This window comes from Psychrobacter sp. PL19 (assembly GCF_017875835.1).
Classification (GTDB): domain Bacteria; phylum Pseudomonadota; class Gammaproteobacteria; order Pseudomonadales; family Moraxellaceae; genus Psychrobacter.
Window position 1 is genome coordinate 1,120,485 of record NZ_JAGING010000001.1, and the last position, 24,147, is coordinate 1,144,631.

At 42.3% G+C, this 24,147-nt stretch carries 24 protein-coding genes and 1 tRNA gene; 11 read left to right on the top strand and 14 right to left on the bottom strand.

Translation table 11 applies throughout. The annotated features are described in order from the left end of the window. Nucleotides 1-273: 273 nt before the first annotated feature. Nucleotides 274-1,182, bottom strand: a complete 909-nt coding sequence (locus H4W00_RS04505) for a hydrogen peroxide-inducible genes activator (protein WP_209956428.1) — start codon at nt 1,180-1,182, stop codon at nt 274-276. Between the two features lie 266 nt (nt 1,183-1,448). On the opposite strand from H4W00_RS04505, the gene ahpC reads away from it, so the two are divergent. Further along, nucleotides 1,449-2,015 carry an alkyl hydroperoxide reductase subunit C gene (ahpC, locus tag H4W00_RS04510; protein WP_209956429.1) on the top strand — a complete coding sequence of 189 codons (567 nt, stop codon included), beginning with the start codon at nt 1,449-1,451 and terminating at the stop codon, nt 2,013-2,015. 164 nt (nt 2,016-2,179) lie between these two features. Here ahpC and H4W00_RS04515 read toward each other — a convergent pair whose 3' ends face one another. After that, on the bottom strand, nt 2,180-2,428 hold the full coding sequence (locus H4W00_RS04515) for a YdcH family protein (RefSeq protein ID WP_209956430.1): 249 nt from the start codon (nt 2,426-2,428) through the stop codon (nt 2,180-2,182). 505 nt (nt 2,429-2,933) lie between these two features. On the opposite strand from H4W00_RS04515, the gene ahpF reads away from it, so the two are divergent. Then, entirely contained in the window at nt 2,934-4,514 is a 1,581-nt protein-coding gene (gene ahpF / locus H4W00_RS04520; protein WP_209956431.1) for an alkyl hydroperoxide reductase subunit F, read from the top strand. Between the two features lie 83 nt (nt 4,515-4,597). Here the strand turns inward: ahpF and H4W00_RS04525 are convergent, their stop codons facing one another. The 5 genes from H4W00_RS04525 to H4W00_RS12705 all read right to left on the bottom strand — a co-directional run bounded on the left by H4W00_RS04525 (nt 4,598) and on the right by H4W00_RS12705 (nt 8,955). Next, nucleotides 4,598-5,455: a bile acid:sodium symporter family protein gene (locus tag H4W00_RS04525; protein ID WP_209956432.1), complete on the bottom strand. Its 858-nt coding sequence runs from the start codon at nt 5,453-5,455 to the stop codon at nt 4,598-4,600. A 177-nt stretch (nt 5,456-5,632) separates the two neighbouring features. Then, nucleotides 5,633-5,965 carry a TIGR01244 family sulfur transferase gene (locus H4W00_RS04530; protein WP_209956433.1) on the bottom strand — a complete coding sequence of 111 codons (333 nt, stop codon included), beginning with the start codon at nt 5,963-5,965 and terminating at the stop codon, nt 5,633-5,635. 172 nt (nt 5,966-6,137) lie between these two features. Beyond that, complete coding sequence (locus tag H4W00_RS04535) at nt 6,138-6,464, bottom strand: beta-lactamase hydrolase domain-containing protein (protein WP_209956434.1); 327 nt, start codon at nt 6,462-6,464, stop codon at nt 6,138-6,140. A 222-nt stretch (nt 6,465-6,686) separates the two neighbouring features. Next, the gene (locus H4W00_RS04540) at nt 6,687-8,396 is read right to left on the bottom strand and encodes a SulP family inorganic anion transporter (RefSeq protein WP_209956435.1); all 1,710 of its coding nucleotides are present in this window, start codon (nt 8,394-8,396) and stop codon (nt 6,687-6,689) included. A gap of 106 nt (nt 8,397-8,502) precedes the next feature. Next, nucleotides 8,503-8,955, bottom strand: a complete 453-nt coding sequence (locus H4W00_RS12705; RefSeq protein WP_442966431.1) for an ArsR/SmtB family transcription factor — start codon at nt 8,953-8,955, stop codon at nt 8,503-8,505. Nucleotides 8,956-9,309: 354 nt separating this feature from the next. Between H4W00_RS12705 and H4W00_RS04550 the strand changes: the two genes are divergently transcribed. The 4 genes from H4W00_RS04550 to trxC all read left to right on the top strand — a co-directional run bounded on the left by H4W00_RS04550 (nt 9,310) and on the right by trxC (nt 11,943). Further along, on the top strand, nt 9,310-10,179 hold the full coding sequence (locus H4W00_RS04550; RefSeq protein ID WP_209956436.1) for an MBL fold metallo-hydrolase: 870 nt from the start codon (nt 9,310-9,312) through the stop codon (nt 10,177-10,179). A gap of 138 nt (nt 10,180-10,317) precedes the next feature. Further along, on the top strand, nt 10,318-10,500 hold the full coding sequence (locus tag H4W00_RS04555) for a YgaP family membrane protein (RefSeq protein WP_209956437.1): 183 nt from the start codon (nt 10,318-10,320) through the stop codon (nt 10,498-10,500). Nucleotides 10,501-10,706: 206 nt separating this feature from the next. After that, the gene (locus H4W00_RS04560) at nt 10,707-11,327 is read left to right on the top strand and encodes a class I SAM-dependent methyltransferase (protein ID WP_209956438.1); all 621 of its coding nucleotides are present in this window, start codon (nt 10,707-10,709) and stop codon (nt 11,325-11,327) included. Nucleotides 11,328-11,496: 169 nt separating this feature from the next. Then, on the top strand, nt 11,497-11,943 hold the full coding sequence (trxC, locus tag H4W00_RS04565) for a thioredoxin TrxC (protein WP_209956439.1): 447 nt from the start codon (nt 11,497-11,499) through the stop codon (nt 11,941-11,943). Between the two features lie 120 nt (nt 11,944-12,063). Here trxC and H4W00_RS04570 read toward each other — a convergent pair whose 3' ends face one another. From H4W00_RS04570 to H4W00_RS04585, 4 genes are all read right to left on the bottom strand, one after another. Next, on the bottom strand, nt 12,064-12,465 hold the full coding sequence (locus tag H4W00_RS04570) for a hypothetical protein (RefSeq protein ID WP_209956440.1): 402 nt from the start codon (nt 12,463-12,465) through the stop codon (nt 12,064-12,066). A gap of 197 nt (nt 12,466-12,662) precedes the next feature. Then, entirely contained in the window at nt 12,663-13,022 is a 360-nt protein-coding gene (locus H4W00_RS04575; protein ID WP_209956441.1) for a SirB2 family protein, read from the bottom strand. A gap of 162 nt (nt 13,023-13,184) precedes the next feature. Then, entirely contained in the window at nt 13,185-13,544 is a 360-nt protein-coding gene (locus H4W00_RS04580) for a BolA family protein (protein WP_209956442.1), read from the bottom strand. Nucleotides 13,545-13,805: 261 nt separating this feature from the next. After that, on the bottom strand, nt 13,806-14,618 hold the full coding sequence (locus H4W00_RS04585; RefSeq protein ID WP_209956443.1) for a M48 family metallopeptidase: 813 nt from the start codon (nt 14,616-14,618) through the stop codon (nt 13,806-13,808). Nucleotides 14,619-15,541: 923 nt separating this feature from the next. Between H4W00_RS04585 and H4W00_RS04590 the strand changes: the two genes are divergently transcribed. Together H4W00_RS04590 and H4W00_RS04595 are read left to right on the top strand one after the other, a co-directional pair. Continuing rightward, nucleotides 15,542-15,616 (top strand) — tRNA-Gly (locus H4W00_RS04590). 267 nt (nt 15,617-15,883) lie between these two features. Continuing rightward, on the top strand, nt 15,884-16,678 hold the full coding sequence (locus tag H4W00_RS04595; protein ID WP_209956444.1) for a glucose 1-dehydrogenase: 795 nt from the start codon (nt 15,884-15,886) through the stop codon (nt 16,676-16,678). 118 nt (nt 16,679-16,796) lie between these two features. On the opposite strand, the gene H4W00_RS04600 is transcribed toward H4W00_RS04595, so the two are convergent. The 3 genes from H4W00_RS04600 to nadR all read right to left on the bottom strand — a co-directional run bounded on the left by H4W00_RS04600 (nt 16,797) and on the right by nadR (nt 19,529). Then, entirely contained in the window at nt 16,797-17,258 is a 462-nt protein-coding gene (locus tag H4W00_RS04600) for an Mpo1 family 2-hydroxy fatty acid dioxygenase (RefSeq protein WP_209956445.1), read from the bottom strand. A gap of 163 nt (nt 17,259-17,421) precedes the next feature. Further along, on the bottom strand, nt 17,422-18,171 hold the full coding sequence (gene pnuC / locus H4W00_RS04605; RefSeq protein ID WP_209956446.1) for a nicotinamide riboside transporter PnuC: 750 nt from the start codon (nt 18,169-18,171) through the stop codon (nt 17,422-17,424). A gap of 290 nt (nt 18,172-18,461) precedes the next feature. Then, a complete protein-coding gene (nadR, locus tag H4W00_RS04610) occupies nt 18,462-19,529 on the bottom strand; it encodes a multifunctional transcriptional regulator/nicotinamide-nucleotide adenylyltransferase/ribosylnicotinamide kinase NadR (protein WP_209956447.1) in 1,068 nt (355 codons plus the stop codon). A gap of 637 nt (nt 19,530-20,166) precedes the next feature. Between nadR and H4W00_RS04615 the strand changes: the two genes are divergently transcribed. From H4W00_RS04615 to glyS, 3 genes are all read left to right on the top strand, one after another. Then, nucleotides 20,167-20,379, top strand: a complete 213-nt coding sequence (locus H4W00_RS04615) for a PspC domain-containing protein (RefSeq protein ID WP_209956448.1) — start codon at nt 20,167-20,169, stop codon at nt 20,377-20,379. A gap of 550 nt (nt 20,380-20,929) precedes the next feature. After that, nucleotides 20,930-21,925 carry a glycine--tRNA ligase subunit alpha gene (gene glyQ / locus H4W00_RS04620; protein ID WP_209958906.1) on the top strand — a complete coding sequence of 332 codons (996 nt, stop codon included), beginning with the start codon at nt 20,930-20,932 and terminating at the stop codon, nt 21,923-21,925. Between the two features lie 9 nt (nt 21,926-21,934). Then, nucleotides 21,935-24,028: a glycine--tRNA ligase subunit beta gene (gene glyS / locus H4W00_RS04625; RefSeq protein WP_209956449.1), complete on the top strand. Its 2,094-nt coding sequence runs from the start codon at nt 21,935-21,937 to the stop codon at nt 24,026-24,028. The last annotated feature ends 119 nt before the right edge of the window (nt 24,029-24,147 follow it).

Genomic DNA, 24,147 nt, shown 5'->3' on the forward strand with positions numbered 1-24,147 from the left:
ACGACTCCAGACCAGCGGGGTAAGCGCTTAGCAAACACTAATTATAATTAATCAGCTGGCAAGGTATCTAGTGCTTATAGATGTCTTACCTCAAGACGTCCTAGCTATAGCTATCAAATACTGCATCGAGACCTGGTATTTGATAGCTCAGCAACAGTGTGATGCGTATATTATCGTCGCATAGCTTACTTGTACTATCCGCTAGCATGCTACATTTTTTACCTGATAGTCTTATTAGCTGCTACTTATCATCAGTAAGTCATAACTAACACGCTAGTCTTGATTGGCATTCTTTTCAAGAGCCTTCTTGAATACATCACCGAGCAAGTTGACATCATCGACCCGAGCATAATTTAGACGGGTAACAAAAGCGATATGACGATGTGGCCCTTTCTCTGCCAGTGGTACGGCAACAGCATTTTGGTTTTGTAGGTGTAATTGATTCAAGGCCATTTCTGGCACTAACGTCGTACCCATATTAGCCAGAGCCATTTGGATTAAGGTATTCAAACTGGCATCAGAAAAGCTTGATTTCATCTGTTCACGATCAAAATGACAGACCGATAGCGTCTGATCAGTTAGACAGTGACCTTCACCAAGTAACATCAAATTGGCTGTTGCCAGCTCGTCAGAATTAATGGCTTCAAGCTTGGCATGGTCATCGTCTTTTGGGAATACTGCAAAGAAGTCCTCGCTCCAAAACTCAAAGCTATGCAGTCCATCTACGGCATAGGGTAGAGCAATAATAGCGGTATCGATATGACCATAACGTACTTGTTCGAGTAGACGCTCAGTTTGCTGCTCAACGATAGTCATGCGAAATTCGGGATGGTGGGCTCGAAGTGCAGGCAGTACCTTTGGCAGTAAGTAAGGGGCAATAGTCGGAATGATACCGACAGTCATCGGGTAAGCAAGTGGCGTTTGATGACTGTGAGCACGCGTAGTCAAGTCATTGATTTCAGAGAATACTCGCTGCGCCCGCGTTAGAATATCTTGTCCAATAGGCGTAATCAGTACTTGCTTGTTATTGCGCTCAAAAATCTGGGTATCGAGCTGCTTCTCTAATTCTGCTATTCCCAAACTAAGGGCTGACTGTGAAATATTACAGTCTTCAGCAGCACGTTTAAAGTGACGGTGTTTGGCAACGGCTAAGGCAAATTCAAGTTGGCGTAAAGTAATCATAAAGGTTCTCTTTTAATCGGCTTTCAATACAGTTTCTATGGTTATCGCTGTCATATACTAGGGCCGTTTACGCCCAGTTATATACTGAAAAACAGTAGATAGAATAGTTTAACAAGTTTAATAAAACAAAACATCAAATTAAAAACTTTTAACTGGATTAACTATAGAATTCACGTATAGTTTACAAGGTATTGCAGCTAGCTAAAGACTCAATCAAAGCAGCTATCTCGATAATTACTCATTAATTTAAAATAAAGGAGCCAACCATGGCGTCTATTATCAATCAAGAAATCCCAGAATTTTCAGCAGAAGCATACGTAAATGGTGAGTTCAAAACCATTACTTCAGAAGACGTAAAAGGTAGCTGGGCTATCTTCCTATTTTATCCAGCCGATTTTACTTTTGTTTGCCCAACTGAGTTAGAAGACATGGCCGCTTATTATGATGAGCTTAAAGGTCTAGGGGTAGAAGTATATTCAGTTTCTACTGACACGCATTTCACTCATAAAGCATGGCATGATTCTTCAGAAGCTATTGGTAAAGTACAATATCCAATGATTGGCGATCCTACTGGTAAAATCACCCGTGGTTTTAATGTCATGATTGAAGAAGCTGGTTTAGCAGAGCGCGGTACTTTCTTAGTCGATCCTGAAGGTTTGGTTCAAGTTGCCGAGATTCATGCTGGTGGTATTGGCCGTAGTGCAAAAGATATGGTTCGTAAAACAAAAGCGGCACAATATGTACGTGATAACGATGGCGAAGTTTGCCCAGCAGCTTGGGAAGCCGGTCAAGCGACTCTAAAACCAAGCCTTGATCTTGTTGGTAAAATCTAAGTTATTTTTTTATAAGTACACAATTTATGAGGTTTAAGTTTAACTAAACGCCATAAATAAAGACCCCATCAGCCAATGTTGATGGGGTCTTTTTATATTTTATGTGTACCAGTATTTATAATACTTGCTTACTACATCAAGTTAAGGGCAAGATTGTAATAAGGTTAAGTGCGAGACTGTGTTTTATTCTTATCGATTATTTTATAAATTTCGTCTTTAAGTTGCAGCTTTCGGCGCTTCATTTGTTCGATTTCTTCATCACGACTGGCATGTTTGACTAGGTCACGTTCGAGCTGATTGATTTGCTGATTGAGCTGAGTATGCTCATCAAAAATACTCGCAAAGTGGCTGTCTTGCTGTTTAAGTTCAGCGATAATATCTTTGTTATCTTGCCATGTATCAGTCTTTCTCATGTTGTCATCCTTGTTATTGAGCGCAAGCTTAGAATAAGCATTGGCGCATGGTGGTTAAGACGGTTTATGATTTTGAGACTTGATGGTTATAAGGCTTAGTATTATAAAAATAAGTATTGTAAGAATCAGTATTGTGAGAATCAGTATTATAAGAAGCCAAGATTAATCACTACTTTATAAAGGCAGTTTATCATTAGAAAAATGGGCTATTAAAGTGATCATCTACCCTCGATTGTAGCGAAATAATGACCTCATGACTACGGCTATAATTTATCATTAAGTTTAAAATACAAAACAATTATTAGGATATGATTGGTTTTTTAAAATATAGTATTTGACTTTTTCAGCTTGCTCAAAATGCTGAATCGCATGATAATAGGGCCATTAAAGATGATTAGTACAGTGCTAACAACACCCTAGTCTTCACCACCACATAATTACTTCTATTTTTTAACTTACAGTCACGTTGCTGATGTTACATATTCAATAATAATGAGGAACAAACATGATAGACCAAGGTTTATTAGATGCTGTTAAAAGCTACAGCGAAAAAATGACTCGTCCAATTACTTTTGTATTAGGTACAGGCGAGCACAGTAAACGTGCTGAATTGATTGATTTTTTGACTAAGATTGCAGGAACAACCGACAAAATCAATTTTGACGCCGCTGCAAACGATGACAGCCTACCAAGTCCAATTAGTTTTGCCGTGCGTAGCCATATTGATGGTGCATTGACTGATACTGGTATCGTGTTTAGCGGTATTCCTGGTGGCCATGAATTTACCTCGCTAATCTTAGCGATCTTGCAAGCGGGTGGTCATACATTAAAACTTGACGAAGGCATTCAAAAGCTAGTCAAACGTTTTAATGAGCCATTACAGTTCCAGACCTATATCTCACTATCTTGTCATAGTTGCCCAGAAGTGGTGCAAGCGCTCAACCAGTTTGCGCTATTAAATGACAGTATCAGCAATGAGATGATTGATGGCGCACTATTCCAAGAGCAAGTAGATGCCAACAATATCCAAGGTGTGCCCGCGGTATTCTTGAATGGCAAGCCGTTTGCAAATGGTATGATTGATACCGCTAAATTGATCGGAAAATTGCAAGAGCAGTTCCCTGATTTGTTAGCAGACGGCAGTGCAGACGACGCGGAACAGCTAGAGCAGCAAGATGTGACCATCATTGGCGCAGGTCCTGCTGGGATCGCTGCTGCTATCTATACCGCTCGTAAAGGCCTAAAAGTAACCATGGTGGCTGACCGTATTGGTGGACAGGTGAAAGATACCCAAGATATCGAGAACCTAATCTCAGTACCATTGACCACGGGTACTGAATTGACAACCAATTTTGAAAAGCACATGCACGAATACAACATCACCTTAAAACAGCATGTCAGTGTTAAAGAGATTAGTGAGACTGAAGAAGAAAACTATAGTATTCATTTGAATACTGGTGAAGTGTTTGAAAGTCGTAGTATTATCTTAGCCACAGGCGCCCAATGGCGTAAGCTTGGGGTCCCAGGCGAAGAAGAGAATATCGGTAAAGGCGTTGCCTACTGCGCGCATTGTGATGGTCCGTTCTTTAAAGGTAAGGACGTATCAGTCATCGGCGGTGGTAACTCAGGTATCGAAGCCGCCATCGACTTGGCTAACATCGTTAAACATGTGACTGTATTTGAGTTTGCTGATGATCTCAAAGCCGACCAAGTATTGGTTAATAAAGCCAAAGAAAAAACCAATATCGAGATTATTACTAGTGCAGCGACTAAAGAAATTAAAGCGACTAATGACAAGGTAAGCTCTATTATCTATGAAGATCGTCATTCAGGTGAGACTAAAGAACTTGATTTATCAGCAGTATTTATCCAGATTGGTCTGCTACCTAATACTGACTTTGTCAAAGGTTTCGTCGATATGAACCGCTTTGGTGAGATTGAGATTGATGAGCGTTGCCGTACTGATCGCAAAGGTATCTTTGCTTGTGGTGATGTGACTACAGTGCCCTTTAAGCAGATCAATATCGCGATGGGCGAAGGTAGTAAGGCCGCATTATCAGCCTTTGATTACCTAGTAATGCAGTAAAGATTATTTAAGCTCAAACAGTCTTAACGTTAATAAAAAAAGCCACTTCAATAATTGAGGTGGCTTTTTTACATCTACCATAATCAGTTCTTGTTCCTAACTAAAAGAATAATTGGCAGCGCAACAATATACATCAGTACACCATATAAGGCGGCAGGTAAGGCGATGACCGGTAGAGTGCTCACACCCATAATAATAGGTGCTAAAGTAATTGCAGTCGTACTGTTTTGAATACTGGTCTCTATTGAGATCGTTTTGGTATCATACCAGCTAAGCTTAAACACTCTAGCAATTAGCATGCTTAAAGCAAATAAGATCACAATGATAAGCACAAGCTCTAGCCCAATTTGGGTGAACTGTGATTGTAGCGACTGCCAGTTAGAAGCAATGGCAGCAAGAACGATTAATACAAAAAAGATACTGGCCAAGCCATTAAGAATAGTGCTTCTACGTACCATAAAGTCAGTGAACTTATAGCGAGCGAGCATACCTAGGGTAACCGGCAAAGCTGTCAATAAAAACATCACTATACCGATCTTTACGGCACTAATAGAGCTGGCCTGGTCTTTCATGAAGTGATTAAAAGCCAAAGTAATTAAGATTGGCAAAGTAATGACTGATAATAGACTAACGACACCAGTGAGTGCCACTGAGAGCGCAACATTACCTTTAGCATAGTAGGTGAGCATATTACTGGTGACGCCGCCTGGACAAAAACTAATCAGCATAATGCCAAAGGCAATAGTTGGTGGCGGAGCCATTACTAAGACCACCGCTAAAGCTACTAAGGGTACAAAAATGACTTGGTTCACTAAGCCGACAAAAAATGCTTTGGGATGATTAGCGATAACCTTGAAGTCACTGGGTTTTAGTCCAGCGCCCAAGGTAAACATAATGTAGGCAAGTCCTAGTGGCAGCAAAGCGAGCGCAGTATTACTCATAAAACAGTCCTTGTAAAATTGAAAGTTATATTAGGATGACTATTCAAATAGCTCACGTTCCTTGTGGCAATATAACTTTAAAACTGATCTAAAACAGGGTCTTATATTCTATAAAAGCCCATATCTTTATATGGGCTCCATTGCCTAACTAGCTAAGTATCCATAACATCTAACATATCAGTCGTCCAACAAGTCCATGTTTTTTGCCGCTTCATAAATACCTGTTGAACGAGCACCGGTACGGCAATATATTAAAATAGGCTGCTCGGCTTGATTAAAAAAGTCGGCAAAATCTTCCACATGAGTTTGATTTAACTCACTACCCGCAAAGGATATTTCTTTATAAACAAGGCCTGCCTTCTCAGCGGCAGTGGCAATATCAGCGCTGGTTGGTTGTCCCGATTCTTCGCCATCAGGTCGGTTATTAATGATAGTTTTAAAACCATTTTCGGCAATCATGGGAACTTGATCAGGGGTAATTTGTCCGGTAATGCTGATTTCGTGGCTCATATGAGCTCCTTTTTAGAATTATAAATTTGAAGTAAGTGGCATTAACTATTGATTACATCATTTCAGTAAAGCAGTCAGCGCAATGGATGCGAACGTTGACTCATTAGGTTTATTGTCAAAGAGACAGCATGTCAGTATAGCGCTGACAACCGTGGTTTTATAGAAGAATATCTTATAGCAAACCTTGCATCAAGGCACTTTGGTAGAGCAGTTTGGCACGCACACCAGTACCACAAAACATCAGTATAGGTTTTGGGAAGTCATGATAAAAGTTAGCAAACTGCTCAACAGTAACTTGGCTCAAGCGCTCATCGTCAAAGGGTATATGATGATAGGCTAAGTTTGCTTGTTCAGTAGCAGTCGCCAAATCTTGGCTACTCGGCTGGGTGATATGTTCGTCATCTGGGCGCACATTGATCACTGAGCGATAGCCCAGCTCAGCGAGTTTAGAGCATTGTATGGGGTAAATTTGCTTATAAATCGTCAGATTGTCGGTCATAAATAGTGTCTATTATTGTTATTAAAAAGTCATGCTGTGTTTGAGTAGGTGGTATGCAAGCTGCTATACGCAAAATAGTCATTCACTACGACTCTCTTTAGCGCGTACTCAACACAATAGCAGTCCATCATAACGGTATTTTGTGGCAGACAGCAATAGCTAGTGTTAGTTTAGGTCAAAAGCTGGCTATTTATAATAAAAGCCAACCGTTCATAATAAAAGCTAGTGGTCTTTTAAAGCATCAACCGCCTCAATAGTGCTCAAAAAAACCTGACCTGACAGCTTGGTAATGAGTGGTGTATATTCAATGATATCCATGACTGGTCCCTTAACAAAGCTAAGGTTTAAGCGCTTATACTGACTAGTAAGCTCTTGGTTAAGCGTTATCAGCATCTCTTGCGCGGTCAAATCAACATGATTGACTGCTGACATGATCAGAATAATTTCGCGAGCCTCTGGATATTGCTGGGTGGCGAGTAATATCCGCCGATGGACGGACTCGCTATTGCCAAAGAATAGACTCTCATCGATACGCAACATCAATAAATTAGGGAAGGTCACCACATTATGCCGATTGATATTGCGAAAGTGCCCTGTACCTGCCAGTTGGCCAACAATAGCCACGTGCGGCTGACTAGATTGCCAAATCAGACTGGCGAATGACACCATCAAGCCAATAACCAACCCCGTATTAAGTCCAAATATTAGCACTCCGGCGAACGCCGCCATAAAGCTTGCCGCATCTAAACGATCACGCTGCCATGCTGATTTTAAGGTGGCAATATCAATGAGACCAATGATGGAGGCCATAATAGTGGCACCCAAAATAGCGTAGGGTAGTGGAGCCAGGGTATTGCCAAATGCAATTAAGGCGGCAATCATTACCAGGACGGTTACTAGACTGGCAAGCGGGGTTTTAGCCCCAGAGTCGGCGTTGATAGCTGTACGCGAAAAGCCACCTGCAACGGCAAAGCTTTGAAATAGTCCACCAGTAAGATTGGCGAGCCCCAGCCCGTTCAGCTCACGGTTGGCATCAAAGGTTTCACCGCGCAGACGGGCATAAGTGCTAGCCACTGAACTGCTTGAAACAAACACAATCAGTGCCATCAGGCCTGCAGTAGGCAATAAGTCTAAGGCGTCATGGAAGTCTGACACATAGGGCAATTTTAAGGACGGTAATCCTTGCGGAATACTACCGATGGTTGCCACCCCATAAGCCGACCAATGCAAGTTGATACTAAGGACAATTGCAATACTAAGTAGAATCAGCGGAAATAGTCGTTCTGCCCATTTGGCATATGATAGTGATAGCCAAGATCGCCATACCCATTTGCTGCCATAGCGGTTCGCAACCAAGAGCGCAAAAGCAATCACGCCAATGAGTAATGTTAAGGGATGCAACTGCCGAGCATACATCTGCATGCTGGAAAGATAACCGATTAAGCTATCTCCTGCTATGGGAATATGGGTCAAATACTTCAGCTGACTGACGAAGATCAGTACGGCTGCGCCACTAATAAACCCTGCCGATACCCCGCGACTGATGAATTGCATAATCCAGCCAAGTCTTAATCGTCCAGCAATCCATAATAGCGCACCCACCATCAACGCCAGTAGGCTTGCCATTAATGCATACTGCTCAACGCCCTGATCTGCATAAGCGTGCAAGCTACTGGCAGTCATAATGGCCGTAATCGCAACCGGACCGACCGCCTGTACGTTACTAGAACCCAGCCATGCATAGACAATAACTGGCACAATTGCGGCATATAGTCCATACACGGGAGGTAAGCCTGCCAATACTGCATAGCCTAAACTTTGCGGAATGACTAGCACACCTACCACCAGTCCTGCGATTACGTCAGTTGGCAGAGTGGCTATTTGGTAGTGGCGCAGCCAGGCCGGAATCAGACGAGCAGCGGTAGAGGGCATATCAGATTATCATCATATTAAAAAGTATAAGTAGAGTCGAGAAGCATCCTAATAAAAATTTACGCAAACTAGCGATTAGCGTTTAAGTCCAACTGCGTATGCCACATCACTCAGCCTTACTGCAAAAGCGCTGATATAATAGTTGTAACACTGCCAAGGCATCATCACTAGCGATACTATAATAAATTTGTTTACCCTCGCGGCGGGTGGTAACCAATTGGTCTTTACGCAAGATACCCAGCTGCTGCGATAAGCTTGGTTGTCCAACACCAACTAGCTTTTCAAGCTCGCTAACACAATACTCGCCTTGGGTCAGCTGACACAACAGTATCAAGCGATCAGGATGCGATAGCGATTTTAATAACTGGCTGGCTTGTAATGACGCCTCCTGCATTTGCTTCGCTAGATCAAGCGGTGCAAAATTTGTCGCGTTTGAATCTGAATGATCTATGGAGTTATCAGGGTGATGAATGGGGTCAGTAGACGAGGTCATCGGTTGCGTAGAAGTCTTCAGAATAGGCTCCTTATAAGGATAGTGGACGGTGACAGTAGTCGCCATAGATATATATGGATTTCTTAGTTACAGCTATTTTAACACCCAATGCAGACAAGTGCTGCGACAATACACCATTCTAAAAGCAATAAAACTCTTAAAGTTTTAATCTCTCCGGAGATGAATCAACCATTAATTATCCACCATTTCAATGATCATATAAAGTTATATATATTTACATTATATAAGTTTATAAAACGTTAGGTTGCTGCTATATTAAGGACAGTTGCTTCTATATTAATAACAATTACTGAGCGATACAAAGACCCAAATATAGACTAGACTCAGTAGCTAGCCAAAGCTGTATAGTCACCATTTAGTTATACATTAAGCCAATTATCAGACAGTAGCGAGATAGCCATGCAAGTACATTCTTTCTTACATAGCGATACAGAAACTTATACTCATGTATTAGCGGACGTTGGGCAGCAATTATGCGCCGTCATTGACCCCGTATTGGATTTTGATCCTAAGTCAGGCCACACAGGTACCTCAGGCATCGACGAGGTGATCACATTCGTGCGAGACCAGAATTGGCAGCTGGTCTATATTATTGAGACCCATGCTCATGCGGACCATTTATCAGGTGCCATTCATCTAAAAGAGACTTTAGGCGGGGAGCTTGTGATGGGACGGCATATTACTGACGTACAAAAAATATTTAAAACGGTGTTTAACTTTGATACCAGCTTTCGTACTGATGCCAGCCAGTTTGATATTCTGACTGATGAAGGTGGCACCCTAATGCTGGGTTCGATTACTATTACTGCTATGCACGTGCCTGGACATACACCGGCTGATATGGCTTATATCGCCGCTGATGATGAAAAAACAGTAGTATTCGTTGGTGACACAATCTTTGCTCCTGATGTGGGCACGGCTCGTTGTGACTTCCCTGGTGGTGATGCTAAAACCTTGTACTGCTCGATCAAAAGGCTGTTGGCACTTGACGACAATACGGTGATCTATCTGTGTCATGACTATCCTAGCCAAGGCCGTAAACACTGTCCGAGCACTACCGTAGCGGCACAAAAACTAGGCAATATTCATGTCAAAGATGGCATCAACGAAGCGGAATTTATAGAAATGCGCGAGCGGCGTGATGCTACGCTTGAGATGCCACGGCTGATTATTCCCTCAGTACAGGTGAATATTGATGCGGGTCGTTTGCCAGAACCTGAAGACAATGGTGCCCGTTATTTAAAAGTACCCATTAACATGCTTGGGTAGTAATTTTAGATAATAGAGCAGTGCTTATAATAAATTGAAAGCGCAGAACCAACACCATCCATAATAATGCTGGCCTACGAACAAATAGCTGGCTTATTAATACTACTGTTATATTTAACTACTATTAAGGACTCAGCTATGAATATTAATGTTGGAAGTACTGATAGAATGCTTCGTATAGTCGCCGGTTTAGTGGTTATCGGATTGGGTGCTTATTACCAAAGCTGGTGGGGCGTGGTTGGCTTAGTACCTTTATTAACCGGTACGTTTCGTTTTTGTCCACTGTATACCATGCTGGGTACCAACACCTGTAAGCGTTAATTGGTTGTAGTAGTGAAGTAATGACAGGGTCAATAGTGCAAAGCGCTATTGGCTCTTTTAAAATAGATTCTGTTAAGATAAGAGTCCTGTTATGAGTGAAAAGTATCAACTAAAGTATTACTATGCGCGCACTGCCAAGCAACCAATTGCGTACCAGTTACTAGGCTGAGTGCAGTGCTGCCCAGTTACAGTAAATGGAGAAAGTTATGAATCCATACGAACGCTATGTATTACCAAAAATGATTGATCTTGCCTGTGGCACCAGTGGGGTCATGGAGGCGCGGTCGAAAATCGTACCCCAAGCAATAGGTGAGGTACTGGAAATTGGCATCGGTAGCGGTCTCAATCTACCGTTTTATGACCCAAAAAAAGTTTCTTCTATTGTTGGTATCGACCCTGCCGCCCAGATGCAGGCTCTTGGGCGCCAGCGAGCGGCCGCTATTAGTATCCCTGTTGAAATGGTCGCAGCGGATGTTCAGGGTATTCATGCCGAGACAGATCGCTTTGACACCATTGTTATAACTTTTACCCTATGCAGCATCAGTGACCCAATATCGGCGCTTCAGGAAATGGGACGACTACTCAAGCCTGGCGGCCGACTGTTATTCTGTGAACATGGACTGGCCCCAGATTCTTCGGTCGAGCGTTGGCAGCACCGATTAACACCTTTGTGGAAGCCCTTGGCTGGGGGCTGTCATCTGAACCGTGATATCCCAGCGCTCATCGAAGCGAGCGGCTTTATCGTCGAGGAGCTGAGTGCAGCGTATTTATCTGGGCCACGGCCGATGACCTATGTATACAGTGGCTGGGCACACCAAGCAGTATAGACATGCCGTTCATTTAAACGTTCGGTAACGGGTAACTGACTGCGCGAGTTGCGCAACAGGACGTTAACAGCAAGCCTTGTTACTTGTTATCTGCTATCTACAAAAAATTATCTACGAAGCAAACCTATCAAATAAACGCGACTATTACAGTCAGTATAGGAGTCATATTATGAGTGAACAAGCGAGTGAACCAGGTTTGCATATCGTTTGCAGCCACTGTCAAGCAACCAATCGTGTGCCAGCGGCCAAGCTGGATAGTGCGCCCAATTGTGGTAAATGTGGTAAGTCGTTATTGACTGGTAGTCCGCATGAGCTGAATGCACAAACGGTCAATAAAGTGATTCAAAAAAATGAAGTGTTGACCATCGTAGACTTTTGGGCGAGCTGGTGTCAGCCTTGCCTCATGATGGCACCGCAGTTTAAAACCGCTGCCAGTCAACTGCCGCAAATAGTCTTTGCCAAGATACAGACCGACAAGCATGAACAAGCTGCTGCGCCTTATAATATTCGTAGCCTACCAACCATGGTAGCATTCAGAAATGGCAAAGAAGTGGCGCGGCAATCAGGCGCACTACCAAGCGATCAAATAATACAGTGGGTACAAAGCCTGAAATAGGCTTAGTTGACCTAAAGCTATTTTAAAATCAGCTTCTAAAAAAATTATAAAAAAGCCAGTACCTTTATTAGATACTGGCTTTTTTAATTCTTAAATTCATTAACGTGTGTTTTTTCAGTGCTACTCGCCGTAAATTTTCACCCCATTGGCAAAGCTACAACGCTGGATACGCGCTGACTGGACAATAGCGTCACGCTCACCATATAGGCGTGACAACTTAGCATCACGGTTTTTGGTATTGTTACTTTTACCAACGCCAAAGCTGATATTAGGTGATATGCCCCAACGCCCTGCAGATACGCCAACCCCAACGCCTGAGGCGGACAAGGTTGACTGCTCATTACGGGTGGCATCAACATAGCGATTTACGCGCACATATTCTTGGTTGAGCGATTGGCAATCGTAGCTTTGGTAAGTATTCGGTGGCACGTATTGCGGGGTTATGTTGCCAGTAGACGCGCAGCCTGAGAGACCAAATACGCCGGCAGCTGCCAGTAATGTTGCTGTAGTGAGAGTTTTCATAATGGCTCCATCAGGCTAAGTTATGGTATCTATGGAAAAAGTTATGGTATCTAGTTGAAAAGACACTGTTTAAAAAGGTGCTGCATTTATTTAAGATAGCAAAAATAAACCAGTCAGGGTACTAAAAAGGCAGCCAAGCGACAAAACAGTATTAATGAGTTACTAAGTATTAACACCGCCTAATCCTAGCACCAGCTTTAGAATAAATTGCCAGGTTTTGAATAAGCTAGGATGACAATACCAACATAAGCAGCGGTAGCAATAAGAATACCTACCTTACTCTGGCTTTGAGTCGCATTGGGGTTGAACGCTTTGATGCTGGCGCTAATGGCGGCAACCAGTAAGATTATTTTAGCAAATACCCACTGTACCGGAGCGTTAGCACTCATCAGCTGCATTAACATCCAAACGCCTGAAATGATGATTAGTGCATAGAGAATATGAGTGCATATTTTAATGATTCGTGGTGCCCGTTTGTTAGCGCTTAATACCAGATAGCTTTGGTACAAAAACAGCGCAATCACCAGTAATGCCAAGAGCGTGTGTAAATGTTTCATTTACGGTGTTCCTTTTACAATGATTCGTTAGTATTTGCTAACTTAAGGATAGTATTCACGGTTGTTAATGTTAGGGATTTGTCATTAGGTTTCTAATGTTAGATCTTTATTCTTCTTTAGTATTTACTAGTATTAGGTTTTTATGATTAACAATACTGTTTATTAATTTACATTTTGCCCAGCACATGAGGGACTGTCAGGGCTGCCACCTTGAACTTGCCATTCGTCGGGCGTATAAGCATGAATCGCCAAAGCATGAATATTACCCCCTTGTGAGGTCAATAATTTATCTACCAGCTGATACACCAACTGATGACGACCCACCAAACGCTTACCAGTAAAATCGTCGCTGACAATAGTAAGCTTAAAATGACTTTCCTTACCTTCAAAATAGCCGGAATGACCTGCTGATTCATTGATTAAGATAAGATTCTGCGGCTGCAAATCTTGTAGTGCTTGCTCAAGGGCAGTAGCAGTCGGAGTAGGGGCAGAATTATTAGTAGCAGGCGCTGTAGTACTCATAGCGTTCCTTTATCGAGTGGTGACTGAGTGGTGACTGATAGTGTGTGAATAAATCGTCGGTCTATTATAGCAGACGTGAACTGACATAGATAAGACCCTATAAGGCGGTCTGAGGAGACGAGTGACGTGAGCAAAAGTCAAGTAAACGTCATAAAGTGAACACTCACAAAAAAGACAGAGTGCAAATAATAGTTGCGCTCTGCCTTTTTTACCACTTGTAAGACGTTTTTTATCAGGAGCTTTATCGTTTACCAGCCAATTTTAGCGGCGTGACTGTTGATACAATGGCATTACTTTAGGCATTAACGATTGCAACTGCGCGATACGATTGCTACTGGTCGGGTGAGTACTTAAAAATTGTGGTGGTCCACCTTGACTCGCACGTTGCATTTTTTGCCATAAGCTAATAGCCGCTTGTGGGTTATATCCAGCACGTGCCATCAGCTCAAGACCTATTTGGTCCGCTTCGCTTTCTTGGGTACGGCTGTGAGGACGGGTCAGTCCCAGGTCTCCCGCTAGGTTAGCCAGTTGCGCCTGACCTTGCGATAGACCGAACACACTAGCAGCAACCCCAATACCAGTTTGAGTCGCATAGTCACGTGAGAGACGTTCGCGCGAATGTTCACGTAGGGCATGCGCCATCTCGTGACCCATGATCGCGGCTATCTCATCATCCGTTAAATTCAGACGGTCAATAATGCCACTATAGAACATGATCTTACCACCTGGCATGACAAAGGCGTTGAGTTCTTTGGAGTTAATGGTATGCACTTCCCATTGCCATTTTGCCGCATCTGGACGATAAACACCGACTTGACTTACTAAGCGATTCGCCACATTTTTGAGGCGGCTTAATTGTGCTTTGTTAGTGTCAAGTACACCGCGTGCTCTCGCTTCTTGAAGATTTTTATTATAGCTTTGTGCTGATAGTTGTAATACCTGTTCGCTTGACACTAATAATAGCTGTTGACGGTCTACACCAATGGCACCAGTACTAGTGGTACTGGTACAACCGGTCAGGCTTAGGGCTGATAATGACACAGCCATGACTGTGGTGGTAAGCACTTTTCTCATAAGAAATTTCCTCACTATAAAAGGTAAAATTGAACAAAAATATTAGGGCGTGTTGAGCATTTACAAATAAGCACTGCTGATAGCTAAAACTGCTGCTAAGAATAATAAGATACCATTTACTTTTTTTGATACGCTATTAATCTCTATTGCTTTTCTTAACGATTTGCCCATGACGTTCTTTAACAACATATAGGACTGTCTACCAAGCACTTATCAACTGGATGTAGAGAAAGCATGAACTAATAATTTATTATTCGTCCGTTTACCAGAGCTTTGTGGGCGCAATAATAGAGTGTTAGTATAATAATGATAGCCGTACAAAACCAGTGCAGTAAAAGTAACAATATTACGTATGATTGTAAGTAAGTTAGTCGAAGGTAAGGCCTATGTAACTCAGTTAACTATAGTGGCTCAATTGCAGGGGGATTAATTGCAGGGGGATTAATTGCAGGGGGATTAATTGCAAGTGGCTTAGTTGCAAGAGACTTAATTGAGGTAACAAAGCATACAAGTGATAAAATATAGATAAACAGGCTGACATACTCGTTGTTTTGATGATTAGGCAGCTTGATTGTTAATTTATAACATTATTCATGGCCTTAGGTCGTAGCACCCTGATGTCCGTCTTTACTAATGTTTGAGTGGTTCTAAAATCCATCGATATAATTAAGTGCCCGTTTCTACAAAATAATGGAATCAGTCAGTGAGAATAAATTTAATTATAAAATCAATAGCATGCAACTGATTAGAGTTAAAAATAGTGGTAAATCCGGCATGAGTCCTAGAGGAGTTTGAAAAAAGAGATTGACAGCAGCTGAATAATTGGTAGAATAGCCAGCCTATCGAGACGTCGTTGTTATTGAATATGACTACTATTAATAGTAAACCAATATCTAAATAGCAGCATAATACAACTTGATTCAGCGGGAATAGCTCAGTGGTAGAGCATAACCTTGCCAAGGTTGGGGTCGAGAGTTCGAATCTCTTTTCCCGCTCCAAACATGGCTCTTTAAGAGCAAAAGCCTCACTTCATTGTGGGGCTTTTTTTATGCTTAAAATTTATGGAATAAAGTAGTGATACTTACGTCATCCTTTACGAAACCTAATTACAAAAGACAGTTAACTTGTCACATTAAATTGAAACAGACCAAGCATACTTGTCTAGTATATTTGTTATTAACTGGTTTGAACCTAAACTCATAAAACTTATACTTATAGCCATCAAAGACGTTATAGAATAAAAAATAACCATAATAGGAGCAGTTATGCCAACTTTTGAACACAAAGAATTTAATGAATTATTTGATTTATCCGGAAAGACCGCCATTGTCACTGGTGGGGCCAACGGTATTGGTAAAGCGACAGCACTGCGCTTGGCACAAGCTGGCGCCAATATAGTCATTGCTGATATGAAACTTGACGATGCCCAGGCTGCGGTGAAAGACATCGAAGCATATGGCGTCAAAGGTTTAGCGATAGAATGTAATATCTTAAAAGATGATGATTTAGTCGCGATGGTAGACAAGTCCATGTCAGAGTTTGGCTGTATCAATATCTTGATTAACAACGCGGGTGGTGGTGGTGGCGGCCGTGAGAATCCATCTAAAATATCAGTTGATGATATTCGCCGTGATTTTGAGTTGAATGTATTTAGTGGCTGGCGTCTCAGCCAATTGTGCGCGCCGCATATGAAAGAATCAGGCTATGGCTCAATCGTGTTTACTACTTCAATGTCGAGTATTAATAAAGACCCAAATATGAGCGGTTACGCCGGTTCAAAAGCAGCCGTTAATCATATGGTGGCCAATTTAGCTCATGATTTCGGTCCGGAAGTGCGTATTAATGCAGTTGGCCCAGGCGCTACCCGTACTGATGCGTTAAAGACCGTATTGACCCCAGAGATTGAAAAGAAAATGTTAGCGCATACCCCGATCAAACGTTTGGGCGAAGCTGATGATATTGCTGGCGCCATGTTATACTTTGCTTCACCAGTCTCAACCTGGGTAAGTGGTCAAACTATTTTTGTGAATGGCGGCGGTGTGCAGACGCTTGATCAGTAAACACTTAATCTTTAAACAATAGATAAATACACCACACTTCGTTTTGCAGAAAATAAAAAGCGCGATCTTGTTGTAACAAGGTCGCGCTTTTTATTGCTTATTTTTGAGTCATTTGTTCTTAAGTTGCCCGCTCTTTATGTTGTTTGTTTTTCATCAAGCTATTAACTACCCATGCTGGGCCAATCAATAAGAATTGTAAGTCTTCAAAAAATGAGGGTTTTTTGCCTTCAAGTTTATGACCAACAAACTGCCCAATCCAAGCAACGATAAATATACTTGCCCAAACCTTAAAGCCCCATGGCAAAAAGGCCATGACTGACAGACAAATTAAGATGAACACACCCATGGCCACAAATAGTGGGGTCGAGAGCTGCATATAAAATAGCAATACCAAAGCGCTTAACACTAAGGTAAACCAGACCGATAATGACATTCCCATACCCAAAAGGCTGACGAAGATAGTGGGCACGCACAACCAATGGATTTTTTTGTTAATCAAATTTTGATGGCTAACGGCATATTCACTCAGCCATTGTTCAAGTGTGCGTTTGGACATGCCTTTACGAGATGCACGAGCCATACTAGCCTCCCTGTTAGTAAATGAATGAGTAGGTAAATCTAACCTAGGCCCCCAGTTGTAGCATTATTTAGAACAACCTACCATTTTATCTGGTAAACGGTACAGTCATGACCTGTTATTTGGCCAGCCTATATTCCAGTATTATTTTTTTATAGCGCTTACTTTATACTTGCGCTTTTAGTGCATTTTGTTCACTACGGTGCCACTCATATAGACCGACAAAAGAGTTCACCTGATAAATCATGGTTTGAATCGCAAATATATAATTGCCAGACATCAGGTTGACGGTTAACCAAACGAAGTTTGAGAGGATCCATAGCCACCAGTTAAATGAATAACGCAATATCATGGCGGCTTGAGCAGTAATTGATAACACAAAGGCGATAACGTTAATCCAAAAAAAGGAAATGAGTCCTAGAAATTTACTGTTATCCTCTTCTACGACCGTATAGCCATAGCTGGCGAGTAAGTCATTTACTGTTGGAAATAGTGCCAAACCGATAATCATGAAGGTGGCTGTGATTAACCAAACCCATTTATTGGCCGATTTGGGTAGCATATTACCATCAGGGTCGGTATGCTTTGACCAATAAAAAAGGCCGTAAACGTGGGTAAAGAAGTTAAATAACGGCGCGAGCATTAGACCTACGGAACCTGCTGTAGCTTGTACCACGACTTCGCCGGAGGTCGCTGCCATGCCAAAACCATTGCCCATAATATTCTTACGGAATGACAGCGACACCACGCAAACCAAACCAATAAATGAAACGCCTAAATAAAACATATCTAGAGTAGTGTGCTCAGTAGTGAGCCAAAACCCGGCGGATAAAGCGGCTACCCCGCAGACGAACCAAGTGACAATCCACTGCATTGACCATTTTCCAGTGATGTTATCCAATAGCTGAATACGCATAAAGCTGTTTTCCTCAAAATAGTAACGTCATAAATTCAAAGCAAAATTGTTAGGTGTATAGTTGGTTCACAATAAAAGAGAGTCGTGTACAGCACTGTGTCTTTTTTAAATTGAATCGACTATAGCTGTCCTGTTTATAAAAAAACGCTACGACTGCAGCGTCACTAACGGTACTGATATATAGTCTGTACTGTAACCTGCGTCATAATATTGTTAGTCATTAACTATAGGGATTGCCTCACAATCTAGTAAAGTCGTTGGTTGTGTCTAGCAACTTGTTTCGGTAATTTTTAATTATATTTTTCAGATGGTTTTATCGTTTGGTTATAAATCTGCTGATCAATAAAGGCCAATGCTTGTTGATAACGTTCATCATAATCGGGTTCAGTAATCATATGTGGCTGGATATGATGACGAGCAAAAATAGTTAATAATAGCTGCTCAAAGCGTCCGCGCGCTACCTCATTGCCCAATGAACGCATGCCATCAGCAACCCACGGGACATTATTATCCAGCATAATAGTATGGTCCAAGCGAAACTCGTTAATACAAGCCCCAACGAAGGGATGCGTACGGCCTTCATATTCTTCACAAAACGCCTGCGTGGTCACAAAGTCAGTATCTATAATCGTTATGGGTGCGGTCGCTGTAGCCGCTGCTGCGCGTATCGCTTGGGCGTGATTAAGGGCAATCGGCGCATAATCGCTATACTGTAATCCAATCTCACTACCGCCTAAATCGGTCCCTACATAAAGCCGCCCCGTCTCCAGCACAAAGCTAGCGCCATAATAATTAGCAAGCTTATGCACCAAGGTGGTCTTACCTGAGCTCTCACCACCGACAATAGCGACGGTCTTAGTGTAATCACCGCGAGCTTGTGGATGGATAGCTGACCAATGCGCTACTGGGTCACGAGCAATCGTATAAGAGTCGAATTCAGGCTGTAACGGCGTAGTCACTACTGTCATCAATAGCTGTTCTTGAGTGTTACTCTGCGCTAAAGGATGGTTTTCTGCAATGAACAATACTGCTTCTGCTGGCAAGCGTAGCGCATCAATTAAGCGCTGCAATTTGGTATTGCTATTAGCCGCATTTATGGTGATGTCATCGAGGTTCTCATGTAGAGGCAGTTCAATTTCATCACTGGTATGAATATGAATAAACGGCATGTCAGCACAGGCCATTTGTAGCCAGCGGGCCTTATCTTGTAGGGTAATAGCAAAATCTGGATGGGGTGATGGGTGAGCAGTGATGACAATGTGCAAGTTATTCGCTTGCCCAGCAGCAGCTAAGATGCTGCGCATTTGTCCTAAATGCAGCGGTTCAAAATACCCAATCATTAAGCCAGTATCATACATAAGAGTCCTTATAGCGCTAAAATCTACCTAGTAGTTATTTATCAGCATGGTATAAAGGTTTGTACTTAGTTACAGGTAGGTTATTGTAAACGGTGGTGCTGTTCTGATGAACAGCCATAAAGCGAGTGAGTATTCTATCGTTAAGTAGACTATTTTAATGTTTTATTCATTAACTTTAACGCTAGCTGTTGATGCTGATTTTGTGTCATCTAGCTTTAAATATCTCAATAATCAATTACAAATAGTACTCAAGGAAAAGGGTGGTTAGGAGTGAGGCGAGTAGGCCGAAGAATAGCGGGTAACAATGAAATAATAAAATTTAAGTTAACGAATAAGTAAAATTCGATTTAAATAGCAGAAGGATGAGCGTAACAAAGCCGTTTTAGAAATATTTTGAAATAATTATTTAAAATCAGGCAGTTACGGATAATAATGATAGGTTAGAGTAAGTTTGAGTATCATAAAGTCACAAATAATGCCTATACTGTTAACAGTTAATGCATGAATACTTGCTATAATTATTCATAAGTTAATAAGTCGTTATACTCAATCAAGACGGTAACAAGACAGTAAAGAGAAATATAACAATAGATTCAAATTTTCCTAAGAAGAACAGCTTAACAGAGAGGTATGAGATTTGGCTAAATTAGCAAAATTACATCGCTCGCAGAATAATCGCATGGTAGCGGGTGTGATGGGTGGTATCGCAGAATATGTAGGCTGGTCACCGATGTGGGTGCGAATATTATTCGTGGTCATCTCGTCGCTAAGCGCTGCGATGCCTGGTATTCTTATTTATATTATTTTATGGGTCATCATGCCAAATGCCTCAGACCAGTCACATGAATAAGCAATGAATAAGCAATAGTTTGATAGAGTATCTGACTACTAATAAATTCCAAAAATAAAAAGCCTGAATAATCAGGATACCCCAGATATACCTTTCCTCCTGCCCAGATGGTAATCCGTCTGGGTATTTTTTTACTCTAATCACTAGAATCTGAGCCTTAGATTTTAATCCCTAGATTCTAGGTTTTATCGATATCTATAGTCAATGAAAAGTAATATCGAGACATAACCTACTGCTGGCATACGTTTTTCTTGCTTGCTGTGGCTACGCAGACAGAGGCTGCAAAAAGCTTATACCAGCAGTACCGTCGCGTTTTTAAAGTATTTTAACTATATCGCTAATCATTGTGAGTTTATTTCTAACGGCAACATAAATTTAGTTGCTGTAAATATAGATAAAATAGCCATTTTTTAGTAAGGTGAGCAGGTAAATAAATATGCAGTCAGATAGGCTGTATGAACTTGAGCCTGAATTCCGATCAAGTGCTATCTAATAATACTCATTCCACAGTGATTTCCCTATGACTTCCCAAGCTATGAATTCTGAACCCATGACTTTTCAAGATTTAATCCTGACTCTACAAAACTACTGGGCTGCTAAGGGCTGCGTAATATTGCAACCTTACGATATGGAAGTGGGCGCAGGTACTTTTCATACGGCCACTTTTTTGCGCTCGCTGGGTCCTGAGCGCTGGAATGCGGCTTATGTTCAGCCATCACGTCGCCCAACTGATGGTCGTTATGGTAATAATCCTAACCGCTTGCAACACTACTATCAGTTCCAAGTGGTACTCAAGCCCAATCCGCCTGATATTCAAGAGCTGTATTTAGGCTCACTAAAGGCTATTGGTATTGATCCATTGGTGCATGATGTACGCTTCGTTGAAGACAATTGGGAGTCACCTACGCTAGGTGCGTGGGGTCTGGGTTGGGAGATTTGGCTGAATGGTATGGAAGTTACCCAGTTTACCTACTTTCAACAAGTGGGCGGTATCGAGTGCTTTCCCGTAACTGGCGAAATTACTTACGGCCTTGAGCGTCTAGCCATGTATGTGCAAGGCGTCGATAGTGTCTATGACCTAGTGTGGGCAGATGGCGAATTTGGCCGTGTGACTTATGGCGATGTGTTTCATCAAAATGAAGTAGAGCAGTCCACCTATAACTTTGAGCATGCTGATGTGCCGAAGATGGGCGAATTGTTTGACTTCTACGAGCAGCAAGCGGATAAGTTGGTTGATGCTGGACTACCCTTGCCAGCCTATGAGATGGTGCTAAAAGCCTCACATGCCTTTAATTTACTCGATGCTCGCGGCGCGATTTCGGTCACTGAGCGTCAGCGCTTTATTTTACGAGTCCGTACCTTGTCGCGTAAGGTTGCTTTTGGTTATGTTGAAGCGCGGGCAAAATTAGGCTTCCCGTTAGCAGATGAAGCGCATCGTCAAGCGGCCTTAGATAAGTATTTGCCTAAAGAAGCGGGTGCTGATATTAATAAAGACGAGCAAGCTGCCAAAAATAAACCTGCTAAAAACAACAATAATAATAAATAGGCGCATTTCATGACTACCATCTTATTTGAACTGGGGTGTGAAGAGCTGCCTCCAAAGAGCCTAAAAAATCTACGTGATGCGCTACAAGCGAGCGTCACTGAACAGTTGGGTGAGGCTGATATTCGCTTTGATAGCATGAAAGCTTTTGCTGCGCCGCGTCGTCTAGCGCTACAAATTCAGGGCATTAGTGATAAGCAGCCAGATCGTAGCGAGCAAAAACGTGGCCCTGCAATCAAAGCAGCTTTCGATGCCGAAGGTAATCCTAGTCGTGCCGCAATGGGTTTTGCTAAAGGCTTGGGTATCGAGCCGCGTGAGCTGATTACTATTAACACTGACAAAGGCGACTACATCGGCTACGAGCAAACTGTGCATGGTAAGGCGACCACCGAGCTGTTGCCTACTATTTTTCAAATAGCCCTTGATAATCTACCGATTGCTAAGCGCATGCGTTCCGGTTCGAGCCGAGATGAGTTTGTGCGTCCTGTGCAATGGGTAGTATTGATGCAAGATGACACAGTTATTGATGGCATGATTCAAGGTCATCAGACCGGCCAGCAGACCCGTGGACATCGTTTCCATAGTCCGGACTACCATACCATTAAGCATGCTGACGATTATGAGCAGTTGTTAGATGGTTTAAAAGTAGTGGCTGATTTTGATAAGCGCCAAGCGTTTATTAACAATCAAGTTCAGGCGCTAGCAGATGAAGTCAATGCCAATGCGATTGTACCGCCAGCATTGCTAGATGAAGTTACCGCTTTGGTTGATTTTCCGATTGCTCTACGAGCAAGTTTTGAGCCGCGTTTTTTACGAGTGCCGCAAGAGGCGCTGATTTCAACCATGCAAGCGGATCAAAAGTATTTTTGCCTCACTGATAAAGATGGCAAGCTCCAGCCTTATTTTATTTTTATTACCAATATTGAGTCAAAAGATCCCAATCAGATCATCGAGGGCAATGAAAAGGTCGTCCGTCCTCGCTTGGCGGATGCTGAATTCTTCTTCTTACAAGATCAAAAGCAGCCGTTATCAGCGTTAACCGAAAGCTTAAAAACCCGCGTGTTCCAAGATCAACTGGGCACTATTTGGGAAAAGTCAGAGCGCATCGCTAAGCTGGCCGCTTTTATCGCAGCATTGTTACAACAGCAAGACCAGCAGATTGATATAAATGAGACCACCCGTGCTGCAATGCTAGCTAAAGCGGACTTGGCCAGCTCATTGGTTGGTGAGTACCCCGAATTGCAGGGTATTGCGGGCACGTATTATGCGCGTCTTAATGGCGAGCCTGAAGCCGTTGCTGCAAGTTTAGAAGAGCAGTATCTACCCAAGTTCAGTGGTGATCTACTGCCGCAAACACCTATCGGTATATGCCTGGCGCTAGCAGATCGCTTGGACACACTAGTCGGTATCTTTGCGATAGATCAAGCACCTACCGGTTCAAAAGATCCTTTTAGCCTACGTCGTTCAGCGATTGGCATCTTACGTATCTTGATTGAAAAACAACTACCGATTAACCTAGTAGCTTTAGTTGAGCAGGCAATAAACAACTATGTTAGCGCTGAAGATGGCAAAATCCATAATATGGGCGATACCTTCACTAAGGTAATGACCTTCTTACACTCACGCTATCGGGCGATGTATACTGAGCAAGGGGTCAGTGTCGATACTATTCAGGCCGTACAAGCGATTAATCCGCATATGCCGCTTGATTTTGATCAGCGTATTCGTGCGGTGAAAATGTTTAGTGAGCTGCCGCAAGCTTCAATGCTCGCTGATTCTAACAAGCGCGTGGCCAACATTTTAGCTAAATCAGAAGTGGCTGTTGCTGATAGCGTCGATGAGCTATTACTGTCCGAGTCTGCCGAACAAGTGTTGTATAGCAGCGTTCGTCAAGCGCAAACGGTTGTAACACCCCTACTTGAACAGGCTGACTACACTCAAGTGCTGCAAACCTTGGCCAGCTTAGATGAGCCGTTGACACAATTTTTTGATAGTGTGATGGTCAATAGCGACGATATGGCCTTGAAAAATAACCGCTTAGCGTTATTAAAGCAGGTACGCGCTTTGTTTCTAACGGTCGCTGATATTAGCGAATTACAGCTATAACTTTATTCTTATGAGTGAATCACTCTTACTTTAAGCACAAAAAACTGGCTGTGCTAAGCCAGTTTTTTTGTGTAATTATATTAAATAATTACTAATATTTTATTAGCCTAGCAACCACT

Coding starts and splice junctions, on each gene's coding strand:
- H4W00_RS04505 (WP_209956428.1), bottom strand. CDS start 1,182: ATGATTACTTTACGCCAACTTGAATTTGCCTTAGCCGTTGCCAAACAC.
- ahpC (WP_209956429.1), top strand. CDS start 1,449: ATGGCGTCTATTATCAATCAAGAAATCCCAGAATTTTCAGCAGAAGCA.
- H4W00_RS04515 (WP_209956430.1), bottom strand. CDS start 2,428: ATGAGAAAGACTGATACATGGCAAGATAACAAAGATATTATCGCTGAA.
- ahpF (WP_209956431.1), top strand. CDS start 2,934: ATGATAGACCAAGGTTTATTAGATGCTGTTAAAAGCTACAGCGAAAAA.
- H4W00_RS04525 (WP_209956432.1), bottom strand. CDS start 5,455: ATGAGTAATACTGCGCTCGCTTTGCTGCCACTAGGACTTGCCTACATT.
- H4W00_RS04530 (WP_209956433.1), bottom strand. CDS start 5,965: ATGAGCCACGAAATCAGCATTACCGGACAAATTACCCCTGATCAAGTT.
- H4W00_RS04535 (WP_209956434.1), bottom strand. CDS start 6,464: ATGACCGACAATCTGACGATTTATAAGCAAATTTACCCCATACAATGC.
- H4W00_RS04540 (WP_209956435.1), bottom strand. CDS start 8,396: ATGCCCTCTACCGCTGCTCGTCTGATTCCGGCCTGGCTGCGCCACTAC.
- H4W00_RS12705 (WP_442966431.1), bottom strand. CDS start 8,955: ATGGCGACTACTGTCACCGTCCACTATCCTTATAAGGAGCCTATTCTG.
- H4W00_RS04550 (WP_209956436.1), top strand. CDS start 9,310: ATGCAAGTACATTCTTTCTTACATAGCGATACAGAAACTTATACTCAT.
- H4W00_RS04555 (WP_209956437.1), top strand. CDS start 10,318: ATGAATATTAATGTTGGAAGTACTGATAGAATGCTTCGTATAGTCGCC.
- H4W00_RS04560 (WP_209956438.1), top strand. CDS start 10,707: ATGAATCCATACGAACGCTATGTATTACCAAAAATGATTGATCTTGCC.
- trxC (WP_209956439.1), top strand. CDS start 11,497: ATGAGTGAACAAGCGAGTGAACCAGGTTTGCATATCGTTTGCAGCCAC.
- H4W00_RS04570 (WP_209956440.1), bottom strand. CDS start 12,465: ATGAAAACTCTCACTACAGCAACATTACTGGCAGCTGCCGGCGTATTT.
- H4W00_RS04575 (WP_209956441.1), bottom strand. CDS start 13,022: ATGAAACATTTACACACGCTCTTGGCATTACTGGTGATTGCGCTGTTT.
- H4W00_RS04580 (WP_209956442.1), bottom strand. CDS start 13,544: ATGAGTACTACAGCGCCTGCTACTAATAATTCTGCCCCTACTCCGACT.
- H4W00_RS04585 (WP_209956443.1), bottom strand. CDS start 14,618: ATGAGAAAAGTGCTTACCACCACAGTCATGGCTGTGTCATTATCAGCC.
- H4W00_RS04595 (WP_209956444.1), top strand. CDS start 15,884: ATGCCAACTTTTGAACACAAAGAATTTAATGAATTATTTGATTTATCC.
- H4W00_RS04600 (WP_209956445.1), bottom strand. CDS start 17,258: ATGGCTCGTGCATCTCGTAAAGGCATGTCCAAACGCACACTTGAACAA.
- pnuC (WP_209956446.1), bottom strand. CDS start 18,171: ATGCGTATTCAGCTATTGGATAACATCACTGGAAAATGGTCAATGCAG.
- nadR (WP_209956447.1), bottom strand. CDS start 19,529: ATGTATGATACTGGCTTAATGATTGGGTATTTTGAACCGCTGCATTTA.
- glyQ (WP_209958906.1), top strand. CDS start 20,930: ATGACTTTTCAAGATTTAATCCTGACTCTACAAAACTACTGGGCTGCT.
- glyS (WP_209956449.1), top strand. CDS start 21,935: ATGACTACCATCTTATTTGAACTGGGGTGTGAAGAGCTGCCTCCAAAG.